Here is a 16,934-nt window from a genome sequence, read left to right as displayed (position 1 = left end):
CATGGACAAGAAGATGGTATCCCTGCGCATCAACGACATCCCCGTCACCGTTCCCGAGGGGACTACGGTGCTGGAGGCCGCCCGCTCTGCGGGCTTCAACATCCCCTCTCTGTGCTATCTCAAGGACGTCAACGAGATCGGTGCCTGCCGCATTTGTGTGGTGGAGGTAAAGGGGGCCAAAAGTCTGGTGGCCTCCTGTGTGTACCCCGTGGCTGAGGGCATGGAGGTGCATACCAACACGGAGCGGGTGCGTCAGTCCCGGCGGCTGACGCTGGAGCTCATCCTCTCCAACCACCGGATGGACTGTCTCACCTGCGCCCGCAACGCCCACTGTGAGCTGCGCCAGCTGGCCAGCGACCTGGGCATCGACGCGGTGCGCTACGCGCCCGACGATCTGATGCCCCGGATCGAGGACTCTGCGCCTCATCTGGTGCGGGACAACTCCAAGTGCGTGCTCTGCCGCCGCTGCACCGCCGTGTGCCGGGCCACCCAGGAGGTCGGCGTGATCGGCTGCAACGACCGCGGCTTTGACACCCACATCGGCTGCGCCTTCGACCGGGATCTGGCGGAGGTGGACTGCGTGTCCTGCGGCCAGTGCATCGTGGCCTGTCCCACCGGCGCGCTCCAGGAGAAGGACGATACCGGCAAGGTCCTCGCCGCCTTGTCCGACCCTGCCAAGCATGTGGTGGTCGGCCCCGCCCCTTCCATCCGGGTCACACTGGGCGAGTGCTTCGGCCTGCCCGTGGGCGCCAATGTGGAGGGCAAGATGGTCACCGCCCTGCGCCGTCTGGGCTTCGACCGGATCTTTGATGTGGATACCGCCGCCGACTTTACCATTATGGAGGAGGGCACCGAGTTTCTTCACCGCCTTCACGGCGGAGGCGCGCTGCCCCTCATCACCTCCTGCTCCCCCGGATGGATCCGCTACTGTGAGCAGCACGCCCCCGACATGATCCCCAACCTGTCCACCTGCAAGTCCCCCCAGCAGATGTTCGGCAGTCTGGTGAAGACCTACTACGCCGAACAGGCGGGCATCGACCCCCACGATATCTTCGTGGTGTCCATCATGCCCTGTACCGCCAAAAAGTACGAGGTGCTCCGGGAGGAGCAGCGGCTGCCCAACGGCTGCATGCCGGTGGACGTCTCTCTGACTACCCGCGAGCTGGGCCGTATGATCACCCAGGCCGGCCTGCTCTTCGACCACCTGCCCGACGGCTCGTTCGACGAGATGCTGGGCGTCTCCACCGGCGCGGCCGCCATCTTCGGCGCTTCCGGCGGCGTGATGGAAGCCGCTCTGCGCACCGTGGTGGAGCAGCTCACCGGCGACCCCATGGCCCCCCTGGAATTTACCGAGGTGCGGGGCATGCAGGGCGTGAAGGAGGCCAGCTATCCCCTGCCCGGCCGCACCGTACGGGTCTGCGTGGCCTCCGGCCTGCACAACGTAAAGCTGGTGCTGGACGGCGTTCGGGACGGTAGCCTGCACTACGACTTTATCGAGTTCATGGCCTGCCCCGGCGGATGCATCAACGGCGGCGGGCAGCCCATCCAGCATGCCGACGTGCGCAACTTTACCGATATCAAGGCCCTCCGTGCCGCCGCCCTGTACCGCCAGGATGAGGATATGGAGTACCGCCGCAGCCATGAAAACCCCGTGGTCCAGACCCTCTACCAGGTCTATCTGGACGGCCCCGGCTCCCATAAGGCCCATTCACTGCTCCACTGCTCCTACCTCAAGCAGAAGCGCTACCGGCTCCGCTAGCGCCGGCTGAGCGGCTTCTTCTGCCGCCTGTCGTCTCCAGCTTTGAATACAACCGGCCCGCAGACGCCATCCAGACGTCTGCGGGCCGGTTTTCACAGTGGACGCGGGAGGACGTTTCTGCTATGATATTCCACGACAGGAGGGAAATCGGCATGAATGTATTTCTTTCAGCGGACCTTGAAGGCACGGCCTTTGCCGTCACCCGGGAGTCCCTGCGCCCCGGCGGGCACGACTATGAGCGCAGCCGTCAGGAAATGACGCTGGAGGTCCTGGCCGCCGCGGAAGGGGCCCGTGCCGCCGGAGCGGACCGGGTGGTGGTCCGGGACGCCCACGGCCCCGGCATCAACCTCTACCCCGAACAGATGCCCGACTATGTGGAGCTTATCCGCGGCTGGAGCTATGAGCCAAGGATGATGGTGGAAGGATTGGACGAGCATTTCGACGCCGCGCTTTTCGTGGGCTACCACAGCGCGGCCGGCCAGGAGGGCAACGCACTCAGCCACACCATCTCCGGCGCGGCGCTCCACTCCATCCGCGTCAACGGTCAGCCCGCATCGGAGTTTTTGATCTACAGCTGGCTGGCGGCCTACTACGGCGTGCCCAGCGTCCTGCTCACCGGAGATCGCGCCCTGTGTGAGGCGGGCAAGGCGCTGCATCCCGCTCTGGTGACCGTGCCGGTGCGGAACGATGTGGGCGGGCGGGCGCAAAGCCTCAGCTCACCGGCCGCCTGCCGCCTGATCCGCGCGGCGGCGGAACAGGCGCTGCGTCAGGATCTGCAGGCCGCGCGGATCTCCCTGCCGGAGCATTTTCAAGTGCAGCTGTGCTATAAGGATCACGCCATGGCTTACCGGAAAAGCTTCTACCCCGGCGCCGCATGGGCGGATCCCTGCACCATCGTGTTTGAATCCGACGACTGGTATGAGGTCAATCGTTTTTTTGCCTTTACGATCCTGTAACGGCATGGAAAAAAGGCCTGCTGCGCTGGCAGCAGGCCTTTTTATGCTGTTTAGTCGGTAACAAAGGGCAGCAGCGCAATCTGACGGGCGCGCTTGATGGCCTCGGTCAGCTGACGCTGATGCATGGCGCAGGTGCCGGTGGTGCGGCGGGGCAGGATCTTGCTCCGCTCGGACAGGAACCGGCGCAGCTTCACGGCATCCTTATAATCAATATGCTCCACCTTATCCACACAGAAGGTGCAGACCTTGCGGCGCTTGCGGCCGCGGGGACGCTCTCTATCCATAGCCATTACGGGAAACCTCCTTTTTTCACGGGCCGACAGCCCGGCTTGTTTGATCCGGCGCGTCCGTCCGGCGCGCCGAAGGTCCTTTAGAAGGGCAGCTCACCGTCGTCGTCGGTCAAACCGGCAAACTGGTCGCCGCCGGAGGGCGCGCCATAGCCGCCGGAAGGAGCGGCGGGAGGCGGCGCATAGCCGCCGGCCGCGGGCGGCGCATAGGCGCCCGACGCCTCAGCGTCCCGCTTGGAATCGCCGAAGTAGACGTTGTCCGCGATGACCTCGGCCGAGCGGCGCTTGCCGCCCTCCTTGTCGGTCCAGTCGCGGATCTGAAGGCGGCCCTCCACCACAGCCATACGGCCCTTGGTGAAGTAGCGGGAGACAAACTCCGCCGTCTGCCGCCAGGCCACGATATCAATAAAATCGGTGGCCTTCTCGCCGGTATTTCTGTCCTTGAAGTCCCGGTCCACGGCCAGGGAGAAGGAGGCCACGGCGGTCCCCGTCTGCGTGTGGCGCAGCTCCGGGTCACGGGTCAGCCGACCCATGAGAATGATCCGGTTCAGCATATCTGCTTCCCCCTTACTCGTCCTTGCAGACGATCAGAGAGCGCATGACGCCGTCGGTAATGCGCAGGATACGATCCAGCTCACGGGGGAATTCGGGCTTGGAGCTGAAGGTCATCAGCACGTAGTAGCCCTCGGTCAGATCGTTGATGGGATAGGCCAGATGCCGCTTGCCCCACTCGTCGACCTCCGCCAGGGTGCCGTTGTTCTCCACCAGGGTCTTGAACTTGGTCACCATGGCAGCGGTGGCCTCCTCGCCCAGATTGGGATCCAGGATGTAGACCACCTCGTAATTTCCGCTGAGTTTTGCCATTGTTTGCACCTCCTTATGGACATATGGCCCCCGCCCTTTGTCGGGGGCAAGGATGTGCCTGTTTCAGAAACAAGCTATATTATTATATAGGATTATACCAAAAAGTCAAGCCCATTTTTCCAAATCAAAGCGCACCCCGGAATGCGAACGCGGGGGCAAGACGGGTTCCGGCTTTCGTCCGGACCCGGACGAAAAAGACTGCCTCCGGCGCAAGTCGGAGGCAGTCTTTTGTTGGTCTTATACCAATTCTCCCTAAAACGGTTGAACCGTTTTAGGGAGGCCACAGAATGTGGCTCGGCGGCGTAGCCGCCAAGAATGTCGTCAATACTGTTCCTTGCTCCACAGGCGCTGCGGCGTCATACACCGCAATAAAAAGGCTTACTAAACCTTTTTATCAAGAAACAGCATTATAACGCCGTCAGCGGCCCATGCGCACCAGATAGTCCGCCGCCGCCGACACCAGCAGGATGCCCGCTCCCAGAAGCAGCGCGGTATAGCGCCGGTCTGCCGCCCGGAACAGCCCGGAGGGCCGCGGCCGGTCCGGCGCATCCTCCTGCTGGGGACGGGGCCGCAACTGAAACGCCTGCTTGGGCAGACTGTCTCCTTTCAACAGAAGGATACCGCCGAACAGCAGGGTAAATCCTCCCGCCAGCATCAGTCCCGACCGGGCCGTCTCAAGGCCGTTGGCGGCTCCTCCCGCCAGGGTCCCCACACCCCACAGGACGGCGCCCAGCGCCAGCCCGATCCCCAGTCCCAGCACCAGAGCCAGAAGCAGATCCCGCAGGACCGTTTGCAGCTTCCGCATGGCGCTACACCAGATGGCAGGCCACAAAATGGCCCGGCTCGACTTCCCGCAGGGCGGGCGTCTCCCGGCGGCAGCGCGCGCAGGTGCGGCTGCACCGGCCCGCAAAGCGGCAGCCCGGAGGCGGGTCCACAGGACTCGGGATATCCCCTTCCAGCCGGATGCGTTCCCGGGTCAGCTCGATCTCCGGGTCCGGGATGGGAATAGCGGAGAGAAGCGCCTGGGTATAGGGGTGCAGGGGCTTGTCATAGAGCCGCTCCGACTCGGTCAGCTCCACCAGCGTCCCCAGGTACATGACCGCGATGCGGTCGGAGATGTGCTTGACCATCGCCAGGTCGTGGGCGATGAAGAGGTAGGTCAGGCCCATCTCCCGCTGGAGCTTCACCAGCAGGTTGACGATCTGGGCCTGGATGGACACGTCCAGAGCGGAAATCGGCTCGTCGCACATGATAAAGTCCGGATTGACGGCAAAGGCCCGTGCAATGCCGATGCGCTGGCGCTGTCCGCCGGAGAACTCATGGGCAAAGCGGTTGGCGTGCTCCTTGTTCAGGCCCACCATGTTCAAAAGCTCATAGACCCGCTCGGTGCGCTGGGCGTGGTTTTGGGCCAGGCCATGGATGTCGATGCCCTCGGCGATGATATCGGCCACCGTCATGCGGGGATTCAGGGAGGCGTAAGGGTCCTGGAAAATGATCTGGGCCCGGCGGCTGAAGGCCAGCTTGTCCGCGCCCCGCAGCTTGTGTACATCCCGCCCGTCAAAGAGGGCCTCTCCGCCGCTTTTGGGATACACCCCCATGGCGGTGCGCCCGCAGGTGGTCTTGCCGCAGCCCGACTCCCCCACCATGCCCAGGGTCTCGCCCTTGTAGATGGTGAAGGACACGTCGTCCACCGCCTTGACGGTGGCCCCTCCGGCGGCGGGGAAATACTTTTTCAGGTGCCGGACCTCCAGCAGAGGCTCCTTTTCCTTCATATCCCGCCCGCCTCCTTTCTGACGACGAAGGGCGCGTCCACCTTGGGCGCCCGGGGGTCGTGAAGCCAGCAGGCCGCCTGGTGCCCCCCGCCGAAATCGGTATCGGGGGGCATCTCCTCTTTACATACGGGCATGCAGTACCTGCACCGGGTACAGAACGGGCAGCCCGCCGGAGGGCTGAGCAGGTCGGGCGGCGTGCCCTCAATGGTGGCCAGCTCCTGCTTGTTCTTCAGGTCCAGACGGGGCACCGCCTTCAGCAGGGCCCAGGTATAGGGGTGGCGGGGATGATAGAAGAGTTCCGCCGAGGTCCCCCGCTCCACGATCTTGCCGGAATACATGACGCAGATGTGCTTGGCGATGCCCGCCACCACGCCCAAATCGTGGGTGATCAGGACGATCGCCGCGCCCAGCTCCCGCTGGAGCTGCTTCATCAGGTCGATGATCTGGGCCTGGATGGTCACATCCAGGGCCGTGGTGGGCTCGTCCGCGATGAGCAGTTTGGGATCGCAGGCCAGCGCGGTGGCGATCATGGCCCGCTGGCGCATACCGCCGGAGAACTGATGGGGAAATTCCTGGGCCCTGCGCTCCGGATTGGGGATGCCCACCCGCCGCAGCAGCTCCACCGCCTTCTCCGCGGCCTCGGCCTTTCCCGCCCGGCCGTGGACCCGCAGGGTCTCGGCGATCTGCTTTCCCACCCGCATGGTGGGGTCCAGGCTGGTCAGCGCATCCTGAAAGATCATGGCGCACTGCTCGCCCCGGTACGCGCGCCATTCCCGCTTTTTCATTTTCAGGATGTCCCGCCCTTCATAGAGGATCCGGGAGCCCGGCTTGATCTCGCCGGGGTCCTGGATTAGGCCCATGATGGACTTGGCGGTCACGCTTTTGCCGCAGCCCGACTCTCCCACGATGGCCAGGGTCTCCCCTTTCTCCACTGCAAAGGACACGCCGCGGACCGACTGGACTTCTCCGGCGTAAGTGTGATAGGAGACCCGCAGGTCCTGGACCTGTAATAATTTTTCTCCCATAGCCTGCGCCTACTTTCTCAGTTTGGGGTCCAGCGCGTCCCGCAGTCCGTCCCCCAGCAGGTTGAAGGCCAGAACGATGAGCACCAGGGCCGCGGCGGGGAAAATGAGCTGGAGCGGATAGAACTCCATCGCCGCCTGCCCCAGAGAGATCATGACGCCAAGAGAGGTGTTGGGGGGCTGGAGCCCGATCCCCAGGAAGCCCAGGGTGGATTCCTGAAAGATATAATTGGGGATGGAGGTCGCGGTGTTGAGGATGAGGATGCCGATGGTATTGGGGATCAGGTGCTTCAGGATGACCCGCCGGGCGGGGGCGCCCAGGGACTGGGCCGCCATGACGTACTCCGAGCTTTTCAGCTGGAGGATCACGCCCCGCATGGCCCGCGCGGTATTGCACCAGGAGGTGACGCACAGTGCCACCAGCAGGCTGGGCACGCTGTTGTCCAGCACCATCATGACGATGATGACCACCAGCAGGTAAGGGATGGACATCATCACTTCAATGACGCGCATCATGATATTGTCCACCCAGCCGCCGAAATAGGCCATGATGCCGCCGTAGGCGCAGCCCACCACCACCTGCACGCAGGTGCAGACCAGAGCGATGAGCAGGGATACCCGTCCGCCCACGCACACCCGGGCAAAGATGTCCCGGCCCAGCATGTCGGTGCCGAACCAGTGCTCGGCGCTGGGGGGCAGGTTTTTCAGGGTCGGCTGCATGTAATCATACTCCCAGCCGCAGAGCAGCGGGCCAAAAATCACCAGCACCACCATCAGCACCAGCACTACGATGGAAGCCATGGCGATGGGGTTTTTCCGCAGCCGCCGCCAGGCGTCCTGCGCATAGGTGATCGTGGGACGGGCGATGGCCTCTTTGTCCGCGTCGGCGCAGCCGATGATGACGAAACGATTGTCTGCCGCTTGTTCCATTTGCTCACCTCACGCCTTTCCGCCCACACGGATGCGGGGATCGATCAGAGTATAGAGGATATCCACCAGAAAGACCACGGCCACATATACGATGGACATGAGCACCGTTTGCCCCAGGATGATGGACAGATCCCGGGACTGGACGGACTCGATGAAGTAGCGGCCGAAGCCGGGGATGGCGTAGATCTTCTCGATGAAAAAGGAGCCCGTCAGGGCAAAGGCAATGCTCATGGGGAGCACCGTGATGATGGGAATAAAGGAGTTGCGCAGGATATGGCGGCGGACGATCTGGGGCTCGCTGAGCCCCTTGGCCCGTGCAGCGAGCACGTAGTCCTGGTTGATCACATCCAGCATGGAGGTCTTGAGCAGCCGGGAATAGGTGGCGATATAGCTGAAGCAGCCGCTGAGGGTAGGCAGCACGGTATACGCCCAGCCGCCGAACCAGAGCTCCTCCCCCGACGGCCAGCCGATGATGGGAAACAGCCCCATCTCCCCCGCCACATACTTTTGCAGCAGAAGGCCGAAGATCAGCGTCGGCACCGAGATCATCAGCACGGAAAAAAAGACGATGATATAATCCAGCCACGTTCCCTTGAACATGGCTGCCAATATGCCTAAGAGAAGGCCGACCCCCACACCGACCACGATGGTCTGCAGTCCCAGCCGGGCCGAGGGCGCCAGGGTCTCCTGCAAAAGCTTCTGGATATCATAGCCCGGCATACGCACCGATTCGCCGAAGTCGCCGTGGAGCATCCCCTTCATGGTGATGACGTAGCGTTCCAGCACGGGCTTGTCCAGGCCGTATTTGCGGTACAGATTTTCCCGGATGGACTCCGGCAGGCGGTCAGCCCGGTCGGAGAGCGGGTCTCCGGGCACAGCGGCCAGGAGGAAAAAAGTGGCCGTGGCAATGACGAAGATCGTCAAGAGCATCTCAAAGAAACGGCGCACCGTATACTTCAACACAGTCTATCCCTCGTTTCTGTCAAAGGGGGCCAAACCGGCCAACGGTCGGTCTGGCCCCCTTTTGACCACAGGACTTATGGAGCCCTTCTCTTATGCGACGACATACGCCCGGGAGAAGTCGAACCGGGGACCCACAAAGGGGAACGTCATGCCCTGGATCTGGTTGCTGACGCAGAGGATGGTGTCGCTGTACATATAGGGGATGGCCGCCACCTCGTCGCAGACGATCCACTGCTCGGCTTCGGCAAAGATCTTCTCACGCCCGGCGGGATCGGGCTCGGCGTTCAGACGGTCGATAAAGGTGTCGAACTGCGCGGCCCGCTCCTCGGTCCAGCCGGAGTAGCGGATGGAGGTGCCATGGCTGCTCCACATCTCCACGAAGGCCATGGGGTCGTTGTAGTCGCCGTTCCAGCCGGCCTGCCCGATGTCATAGCGCCCGGCGTTGCGCTCTTCCCGGAACAGGGAGCTGTCGCCCAGGACGTTTACGTTGACGGTGATCCCCAGCGCCGTCTCCCAGGCGTTTTTCCAGTACTCCTGCTGCTGGCGCTTGATGGCGGTATCGCCGGTGCAGATGTAGGTGATGGTGACCTCAGACAGCTCGCGGGTGTCGCCCAGCTCCTCCATGCCCTCCTTAAACAGGGCCCGCAGCTTCTCGTTGTCCAGCGCGTACGCGTCGAACTCCGCCTTCAGGGGCTCGGTCACATCGTCGCGGAAGGTCAGTTCGCCGTTCTGCACGCCGTAGGGCACAAAGCCGTAGGCGGCATAGTAGCGGTCAAAGACCACCTGGGTGAATTCCTCCCGGTTGATGGCCAGGGACATGGCCAGGCGGACCTTCTGGCTCTCCATCAAACCGGAGGTGGAGTTGCCGCCCCGGTTGAAGTAGAAATAGCTCACGCCGGGGAAGTCGCCGTGGACATAGCTGTAGTTGTCGCCGGCCAGGCCCTCCCGATAGGGCTGCACATAATCGCCGGTGGGCACGATGGCGGCCAGCTCGCCGTTTTTGAACATGGTATTCTGGGTGGAGACCTCATCGATGTTGATCAGTGTGACACGGGTCAGGTGTACGTTCTCAGCGTCCCAGTAGGTGGGGTTCTTCTCCAGGGTCATGCTGTTGTCCTTGACAAAGCCGGTGACCACGAAGGGCCCGCACCAGACATGGGTGGTATAGTCCGTGTCGTAGAGCTCGCCGGCGGCCTCGATCACATCCAGGCGCACGGGGTAGAGATACGTGGCACCCACCTTGGAGAGGAACTGGGGCGCCGGGTTGGCCAGAGTGACCTCCAGCGTGGTGTCGTCCAGGGCCTTCACCGCCAGGGCCTCCTTTGCCGCTTCGATGTCGGCGTCGCTGGCCGTCTCGGTATCCATGGTATACAGCGCCTCGCCGCCTACGATATCGCCGATAAAGGAGGCGAAGTCAAAGGCGTTGCGGGGATCGCCGATGCGGCGGAAGGAGTCCACGAAGTGCTGGGCCGTGACCTGTACGCCGTCGGACCAGTAATACTCCCGCAGATGGAAGGTATAGGTCAGCCCGTCGTCGGAGACATCCCAGCGCTCGGCGCCCGCGGGGGCCAGGATCTGGTTGCCCGCCTCGTCGGTGGTGGGACGCACCAGGCCCTCCAGCACGTGGGACTGGACCTGGATCTCCTCGGCGGCATAGTTGGCATTGTTGTCAAAGGAGTAGAAGTTGGCGGCCGCCCAGTGGAGCTGGATTTCCTGCTTTTCGGCCAGCTGGGTCCCCTGGGCGTCGGGCGTCTGGGGCCCGGCGCTGGGCTGGGTGGTCTCGGGCGCAGCGTTCCCGCCGCCGCAGCCGGCCAGGGCGGAGCAGGCCATCACGGCTGCCAGCAGAAGTGCAAAAGTACGCTTTTTCATAAAATTCCCCTCTTTTCTGATGTGTTAAAACATTGGGTCCTTGTCGTCGTCTCTCCGGCATTCATGCCGGATGAGCTCCAGTGCCTGATCCTTATCCCGGGCCTTCATGGCGTCCACCAACCGGAGGTGGTACCGGTGCGGCTCGCTCTGGATCTCGGCAAACAGGTTCATGCTGGGTACCCGGATCATCCGGTCAAAGGTATTTTGCACGCTGGCGTACAGCGGCTCGTTGCCGGTGAGCCGGGCCATGGCCATATGGAAATCATAGTTGATCCCCGCAAATTCCCGATAGGCCACGTCGGTGGCCTGGCAGTATTCCCGCAGCGAGTCGATCTCCGTGTCGCTGCAGTGGTCGATGATCCACTGCACTACGCCCTTTTCCAGGGTATAGCGCAGGTAGATCAGCTTGGCGTACTCCTCCTCGCTGAGTTCCCGCAGCAGATAGCCCACGCGGGGGATCTTTTTCAGATACCCCTCCTGGACCAGCATGCTCAGGGCCTCCCGCACCGGCGTCTTGCTGACGCCGTGCTGCTCTGCCAGGTCCTTCTCGTTGATGATCTCGTCGGCTCGGAACCTCAGCCGAATGACATCCTCCTTGATGCGTTCGTACAGCTCCATCGCCTTGGACGGCATCCTACCGCCTCCTTTCCCAGATTGTGATTTTATGCCTGTTTCCACTGCCGGAAGGTATCCAGCAGCTTGTCCATATCTCCGCGGGTGGTGAACGGCGCCACAGAAATGCGCACATGGCCGTCCCTTCCCCGGCTGAAGAGCACCCCCCGCTCCAGGCAGTAGTCCACCAGTTCCTGACTGCGCTGCTCCCGCACCAGCAGGCTGTGGCAGCGGCGGGCCGGAAGGAAGGGGGTATCGATCACAAAGCCCAGCCCCTCCAGGCCCCGGTACAGGTATTCGAAGCAGTCGGACACGTGGCGCTCCACCCGGTCCATGCCGATCTCCATCAGGCGCTCCAGGCCCGCATCCAGCCCATAGATGCCCATAAAGGAAATGGTACCGTTCTCCAGCTTTCGGGCGTCGCCGGGATCGGGGCAGGTAATGCTCCAGCTCTCCCGGTCGATGCCAAGGGCGGGGCTGTCGGCGGCAAAGACGGGCGCCACCTGTTCCATCAGCGCCTGTGCACAGTAGAGGAACCCGACCCCCTCGGTCGCCAGCAGCCCCTTGTAGCAGGAGGCCGTCAGCGCGTCGATCCCCAGGTCGCTCACATCCATGCGCCGGAACCCCAGGGCCTGGATCCCATCCACGATGAGATAGATCCCCCGGGTATGGCACTCCCCGGCCAGCCGCTTCAGATCCAGCTGATAGCCGGAACAGGACTGGACGGCGCTGACCACCATGATGCGGGTCGTCTCGTCGGCGGCGGAGAGCAGGAGCTCCTCCGGCAGGGTGCAGCCGTCGGGCGAGCGGGCCACCCGGCACTCCGCCCCCAGCCGCCGCACATTCAGGCAGGGCATCAGCACCGAGGCGTGCTCCAGATCCCCCACCACCACGCTGTCCCCCCGCCGGAAGGGAAAGCCCTGCAGCAGCAGGTTGACGCCCTCGTTGGTATTCTTGGTAAAGGCGATGCGACGGATATCCGGCGCGCCCAGAAAACGGGCCAGGCGCGCTCTTGTCCGGGCGATGACCTCAATGGCGGGGCCCTTCCCCGCCCCTCCCGCCTTTACCAGGCCGGGTCCCACTGCCGCCTTATCTTCATAAAACCGTTCCATTGCCTCCCGGGCGAAGCGGGAGCCGCAGTTTTCGTAAGCGATGTCGAAAAAGGCAGTCTTCTCTGTGACCGGGAACTGCGCGCGCAGCGCCCGGACCCACCTCTCATCCATTCAAAATCCTCTTCTCCTCGTTTCGACCGCCGGGGCCGCCCGCCGCAGCGGGAACCGCCGCAGGCTTCCAGCGCGTCAAAGCGTTTCTTCAACAGCCGGCGGATGATACCAGTCCGCCGATGCGCGTGACCTCCAGCCCTTCGGCCTGCCATGCGTCCAGCACACGGTTAAAGCCGATGGAATCGCTGGCCATATGTCCGGCGATGATCACGTTGCCCTTGTTGTGTTCCGCCACCGCCTTGATGTCGTCCTCCGGCATATGCATCACGATCAGCGTGCCGACGCCGTAGTCGAAGAAGGTGTTGTACACCTGGGCTCCGCCGCCGGTGACGCCGGCAAAGAGCACGCACACCTTTCCCGCGTAGCTGCCCGGCTCTCCCACCCGGATGGCCGGGTCCTGGAGGGCGCCGCGCACCTCCGGAAACTCGTTAAGGACGTCCACCACATCCTGGAGGGTGGTGAAGGGCTTGTCCTTCGTCAGCGCATCCATCCGCTCCTGCACGATGGCCTGGCCGATCAGGTCGGCCGGGGTATGCAGGCCGAGATAGGGCATGTCGATGAATTTGGCAAAGTCTGCCTGCCGGTTCAGGTTCTTGGAGTGCATCTTTTGGCTCTCCTGCCGCGCCCGCTTCTCAATGGCCTTCTGGGCCACATTGATGGGCACGCCGAAGCGGTACATCAGCATCATCTGGTCCTTGAGCATCTGCTCTCCAATGCGCACCGCCCGGCCCATGATGCCGTGGTGTTCGGCCACACAGTCATAACCCCTCTGCTTGGCGGCCAGCAGAGTGGCGGTATCCATATCGATGCCCGCCAGCACCCGCTTGACGTCCTGACCTGCACAGCCGATCTCGGTATCCACCGTATCCTCCTCCAGCCCCGCCAGCTTCAGCGCGATATTGACCATGGCTCTGGTATCCATAAATTCAGCCCCTTAAAGCAATAAAGTATCTTTTCCAGTATATTTTAAATTATATCACGTGATATTTCAGCTGTATATATGACAAAATTGCACATTATTTTCCCATTCCATTTGTGCAAAAAGTCAATTTTTGTTTGACAAACACGAAGAATGGCACTATAATGATGTCTGCTGATTCCGCAGGCGGAGGCTCCATGGACGGTTTGGACGAGCCCCTGCGGTTGCCGCAGTCCGCCCGGGTTCCGGATGTGAGGACTGTGCCGCAGACTTTAGGAAAGAGCGAGGGAGATCCATGCAATTCAAAACCGTATCCGCCGCCGCGGGTCCTTATGACGCGGCGCTGCGCGTCCTGCCCGCAGGCGCGCCGGTCCGCTTTTGCGACCAGGCGCTTCAGGCGGCCTGGCAGGCTCATTTGGGGGGCGACCCCCTGACTTTGGAGCATCGGCAGGTGCTGACCCTGCGTCTGCCTCTGCTGGGCGGCTTCACCACCCTGCTGCTGGCCGGCTTCGACGCGGGCGTCCCTGCCCCCATGGATGCATTCCGGTCCCTCTGGGCTCGGCTGGGCGCCCTTCTGGCCGAGTGCAGGGCGTCCAATGTCTTTCTGGACGCCCTGAACGAATTTTCCTTTGCCTCAGAGGCGGAACTGCTGGCCCAGGCATGCGCCGTACTGCCCCTGTGCGAGTATACCTTTGACCGCTATCGTACCGAAAAAGACCCCAGGAGGGAGCACACCGTCTCCGTACTGGCGGACGGGGCGCTCGCTCCGGTCCTTGCGGAGGGCGCGTCCCTGGCCGGCGCTGTCATGACCGCCCGGGACCTGGTCAACGACATTGCCGAAACCCTCACCCCCGCCGAACTGGCCCGCCGCTGCCGGGACCTGGGCGCGTGCCACGGTTTTTCGGTGGAAGTGCTGGACCGGGCGCAGTGTCAGGCGCTGGGCATGGGGCTCTTCCTCGCCGTAGCCCGCGGCAGCGCCTTGGAGCCTCAATTCATCGTCATGCGCTATCGGGGCGGCGGCGCGCAGCCTCCCATCGCCCTGGTGGGCAAAGGCATTACCTATGACAGCGGCGGCCTTGCCCTCAAGGGCAGCGGCATGGAGCTGATGCGCTACGACATGAATGGGGCCGCCGCCGTCATTGGTGCGATGTGCGCCGTGGCGGACAACGCCCTGCCCCGGAACGTGGTGGCGGTGGTCGCCGCCTGTGAGAACATGGTGGACGCCAGGAGCTACCGCAACGGGGACGTATTCCCTTCCATGAGCGGCAAGACGGTATACGTGCGCAACACCGACGCGGAGGGCCGCCTCACCATGGCCGACGCCATCACCTACTGCGTCCGGAAGGAATCCCCCTCCGAGATCCTGGAGGTGGCGGGCCTTACCGGAAGCGTGTGCAATTTTTACGGCAAAGTGTGTGCCGCCGCCCTGACCACCGATCCGGCGCTTTTTGACCGCATCGCCGCCCTCATGCCGGTGACCGGGGAAAAGTATGCCCGGATGCCCGACTTCCCGGAGTACCGGGAGCTGCTCAAAACGCCCATGGCCGACCTGAACAACGCCCCGGAAGGCGGGGCGGGCGGCATTTTGGCCGGGCTGTTTCTGGCGTCCTTCCACGAGGACGTCCCCTTCCTCCACGTAGACTTCGGCGCCATGCCCTTCGTCAAGAGCAAAAGCGACTGTCAGGGCGAGGGCGGCACGGGCTTCGGCGTGAAGACCCTGTACCACTACATCAAGGCAAGGGGGACGGACGCATGAGTGCGCAGGCGCGGCTGAAGGAGCTGGGACTGACGCTTCCCCAAGCGCCCCAGCCCAAAGGAAGCTACTGCACCTGGCGGCAGGCCGGGGAATGGATCACGCTGTCCGGCCAGGGCCCGCTGGTGGAGGGCGTGCTGCGCTACACCGGCCGGGTGGGCGTGGACCTGACAGTGGAGCAGGGCTATGACGCCGCCCGTCTCTCTGCCCTGAACCTCCTGGCCGTGCTCCGTCAGGCAGCCGGCGGCCTGGAGCGGGTGGAGCTGGTGCGTGTACTGGGCTTTATCGCCGCCGGACCCGATTTTGCCGACTACCCCGGAGTGCTCAACGGGGCCTCCGACCTGTTTCTCTCCGTACTGGGCGTCCGGGGCCGCCACAGCCGCTCTGCCGTGGGGGTGTACGGCCTGCCCTTCGGGCTGCCGGTGGAGGTGGAGCTTACCGCCCGTCTCCTCCCGGCGGCCGACTGAAGCTCCGCCGAGCCCCGCCCGCAAAAAGCCGGGGTCCGCTGCGCGATCTCAAGTGATCGCACAGCGGACCCCGGTTTCGTTTACTCGGCGTGCTCGAATTTGACCTGATCCATCATGATGTTGAGGATCTCGGTATCGGTATGATTCATGCCCACCCGTCCGATGTATCCCACGCTCTGGATGGTCGCCTCCACATCGTCCTGGATGATCCCCTCGCCCGCATGAAAGGTCAAGCCGCGCATGCTCAGGTGATGGGCCAGGATCGCCGCATCCACGGCAGAGGCGATCTTGGCCGCGCAGGACGCCTTGGCGCCGTCGCAGATGATACCGCCCACGTTGGCGATGGTATTGACGATGGTGCGGGAGACCTCCTCATAGCGCCCGCCGCTGAGATAGGTGATGGCCGCGCCGCTGCCGCAGGCTGCCGTAACGGCGCCGCAAAAGGCCGAAAGGCTGCCGATGTAATGCTTTTGATGGATGGAGATCAGGTTGCTGACGAGCAGTGCGCGGTACAGGGTCTCCCGGGAGACCTTCCGCTCTTTGGCGTATTCGATCACCGGAAGGGAGACCGTCATGCCCTGGTTCCCGCTGCCGGAGTTGATGACCACCGGAAGGGAGCAGCCTCCCATACGGGCGTCTGAACCGGCGGCCGCCCTGGCCTTGGCACGGGCCTGCACATTGTCGCCGTAAATATCCAGCAGGGTCCGCCCCACCTGCGTGCCGTATCCGTGGCTGAGTCCCACATCCGCGATGGCCGAGTTCAGCTCGATCTGCCGGTCCAGGATGGCCCGGACCTTCTCCAGCTCCACCGTATCCGCAAATTCCAGGATGTCCTTTACGTTGAGCCTGGACCGGTCCACAGCGATCTCGTCCCCCTCGGTCGGGCTGGTTTGGTAGAGTACCCTTCCATCCAGCCCGATCTCCGTGATCAGCGTATGCCGGTTGATGATGGTCACATGGGCGGAATGCTCCCCGGCCCGCACCCTGGCGTCGATGTACAAATTGGCGACATTTTCCCGCAGGGTGCAGGAAAAGTAGCCCTGCTCCATCAGCTCCTGGGTACGTGCGATGTGCTCCGGCGTGATCTCTTCCAAAACCTCCAGCTCACGCTGCGGGTTTCCGCCCACCACACCCAGGACCGCGGCCACGCCCACGCCCTTAAGGCCCCCGGAGTTGGGCACTGTGACGCCCTTTACATTTTTAAAAATATTTCCGCTGCAGCAGATCTCGATGTGCTCCGGGAATTCCCCCAGGACGGCTCTTGCTTTGGCCGCGGCATAGGCGATCGCGATCGGTTCGGTACATCCCAGGGCCGGGACCAGCTCGCTTTTCAGGATATTGATATAATTGGCCTCCTGCAGCGCATCCATAGCGATCCATCCTTTCTCTCTAATCATATTAATAGTATTTTCATTAATATTATCAGCTCTCTTTCTCAAAATGTCAAGGCCGAATTTCCGCCGGATGTTTTCCCTTGCAATTTCCGCCCGGTTTGATAGAATATTGCTACCATAATCCGGGACCGGAGACGGATCCCC

Annotated in this window: 17 protein-coding genes; 4 read left to right on the top strand and 13 right to left on the bottom strand. The window is 63.0% G+C overall.

The window, feature by feature from the left end; genetic code table 11:
- The first annotated feature begins 1 nt into the window (after nt 1).
- Both H8S57_RS08355 and H8S57_RS08350 read left to right on the top strand, forming a co-directional pair.
- A complete protein-coding gene (locus tag H8S57_RS08355) occupies nt 2-1,759 on the top strand; it encodes an NADH-dependent [FeFe] hydrogenase, group A6 (protein WP_186907628.1) in 1,758 nt (585 codons plus the stop codon).
- A gap of 152 nt (nt 1,760-1,911) precedes the next feature.
- Nucleotides 1,912-2,715, top strand: a complete 804-nt coding sequence (locus tag H8S57_RS08350) for a M55 family metallopeptidase (protein ID WP_186907627.1) — start codon at nt 1,912-1,914, stop codon at nt 2,713-2,715.
- 50 nt (nt 2,716-2,765) lie between these two features.
- Here H8S57_RS08350 and rpsR read toward each other — a convergent pair whose 3' ends face one another.
- From rpsR to H8S57_RS08290, 12 genes are all read right to left on the bottom strand, one after another.
- A complete protein-coding gene (gene rpsR, locus H8S57_RS08345) occupies nt 2,766-3,005 on the bottom strand; it encodes a 30S ribosomal protein S18 (protein ID WP_007490771.1) in 240 nt (79 codons plus the stop codon).
- Nucleotides 3,006-3,085: 80 nt separating this feature from the next.
- Nucleotides 3,086-3,556, bottom strand: coding sequence for a single-stranded DNA-binding protein (locus tag H8S57_RS08340; RefSeq protein ID WP_186907626.1), 471 nt, complete (start codon nt 3,554-3,556; stop codon nt 3,086-3,088).
- Nucleotides 3,557-3,569: 13 nt separating this feature from the next.
- Nucleotides 3,570-3,866, bottom strand: a complete 297-nt coding sequence (rpsF, locus tag H8S57_RS08335) for a 30S ribosomal protein S6 (RefSeq protein ID WP_186907625.1) — start codon at nt 3,864-3,866, stop codon at nt 3,570-3,572.
- A gap of 418 nt (nt 3,867-4,284) precedes the next feature.
- Nucleotides 4,285-4,671 (bottom strand): hypothetical protein, encoded by a 387-nt coding sequence (locus H8S57_RS08330; RefSeq protein WP_186907624.1) that lies wholly within the window; start codon nt 4,669-4,671, stop codon nt 4,285-4,287.
- A 4-nt stretch (nt 4,672-4,675) separates the two neighbouring features.
- Nucleotides 4,676-5,638: an ABC transporter ATP-binding protein gene (locus H8S57_RS08325; protein WP_186907623.1), complete on the bottom strand. Its 963-nt coding sequence runs from the start codon at nt 5,636-5,638 to the stop codon at nt 4,676-4,678.
- A complete protein-coding gene (locus tag H8S57_RS08320) occupies nt 5,635-6,663 on the bottom strand; it encodes an ABC transporter ATP-binding protein (RefSeq protein WP_186907622.1) in 1,029 nt (342 codons plus the stop codon). The genes H8S57_RS08325 and H8S57_RS08320 overlap by 4 nt, the downstream gene beginning before the upstream one ends.
- Nucleotides 6,664-6,672: 9 nt before the next feature.
- Complete coding sequence (locus H8S57_RS08315; protein WP_186907621.1) at nt 6,673-7,590, bottom strand: ABC transporter permease; 918 nt, start codon at nt 7,588-7,590, stop codon at nt 6,673-6,675.
- Between the two features lie 9 nt (nt 7,591-7,599).
- A complete protein-coding gene (locus H8S57_RS08310; RefSeq protein ID WP_186907620.1) occupies nt 7,600-8,553 on the bottom strand; it encodes an ABC transporter permease in 954 nt (317 codons plus the stop codon).
- Between the two features lie 90 nt (nt 8,554-8,643).
- Nucleotides 8,644-10,422, bottom strand: coding sequence for a peptide ABC transporter substrate-binding protein (locus tag H8S57_RS08305; RefSeq protein WP_186907619.1), 1,779 nt, complete (start codon nt 10,420-10,422; stop codon nt 8,644-8,646).
- Nucleotides 10,423-10,446: 24 nt separating this feature from the next.
- The gene (locus H8S57_RS08300) at nt 10,447-11,055 is read right to left on the bottom strand and encodes a GntR family transcriptional regulator (protein WP_186907618.1); all 609 of its coding nucleotides are present in this window, start codon (nt 11,053-11,055) and stop codon (nt 10,447-10,449) included.
- Nucleotides 11,056-11,084: 29 nt separating this feature from the next.
- On the bottom strand, nt 11,085-12,257 hold the full coding sequence (locus H8S57_RS08295; RefSeq protein WP_186907617.1) for an aminotransferase class V-fold PLP-dependent enzyme: 1,173 nt from the start codon (nt 12,255-12,257) through the stop codon (nt 11,085-11,087).
- An 88-nt stretch (nt 12,258-12,345) separates the two neighbouring features.
- Complete coding sequence (locus tag H8S57_RS08290) at nt 12,346-13,179, bottom strand: cytochrome P450 (RefSeq protein WP_186907616.1); 834 nt, start codon at nt 13,177-13,179, stop codon at nt 12,346-12,348.
- A gap of 292 nt (nt 13,180-13,471) precedes the next feature.
- Between H8S57_RS08290 and H8S57_RS08285 the strand changes: the two genes are divergently transcribed.
- Together H8S57_RS08285 and H8S57_RS08280 are read left to right on the top strand one after the other, a co-directional pair.
- The gene (locus tag H8S57_RS08285; RefSeq protein ID WP_186907615.1) at nt 13,472-14,932 is read left to right on the top strand and encodes a leucyl aminopeptidase family protein; all 1,461 of its coding nucleotides are present in this window, start codon (nt 13,472-13,474) and stop codon (nt 14,930-14,932) included.
- Nucleotides 14,929-15,396 carry a RidA family protein gene (locus H8S57_RS08280; RefSeq protein ID WP_186907614.1) on the top strand — a complete coding sequence of 156 codons (468 nt, stop codon included), beginning with the start codon at nt 14,929-14,931 and terminating at the stop codon, nt 15,394-15,396. The genes H8S57_RS08285 and H8S57_RS08280 overlap by 4 nt, the downstream gene beginning before the upstream one ends.
- 80 nt (nt 15,397-15,476) lie before the next feature.
- On the opposite strand, the gene H8S57_RS08275 is transcribed toward H8S57_RS08280, so the two are convergent.
- A complete protein-coding gene (locus tag H8S57_RS08275; protein WP_243204747.1) occupies nt 15,477-16,793 on the bottom strand; it encodes an L-cysteine desulfidase family protein in 1,317 nt (438 codons plus the stop codon).
- Nucleotides 16,794-16,934: the final 141 nt, after the last annotated feature.

It is taken from the genome of Lawsonibacter hominis (assembly GCF_014287895.1).
GTDB classification, from domain to species: Bacteria; Bacillota; Clostridia; order Oscillospirales; family Oscillospiraceae; genus Lawsonibacter_A; species Lawsonibacter_A hominis.
Note: the sequence above shows the minus strand (reverse complement) of the source record. Positions and strands in the feature narration are given on the sequence as shown.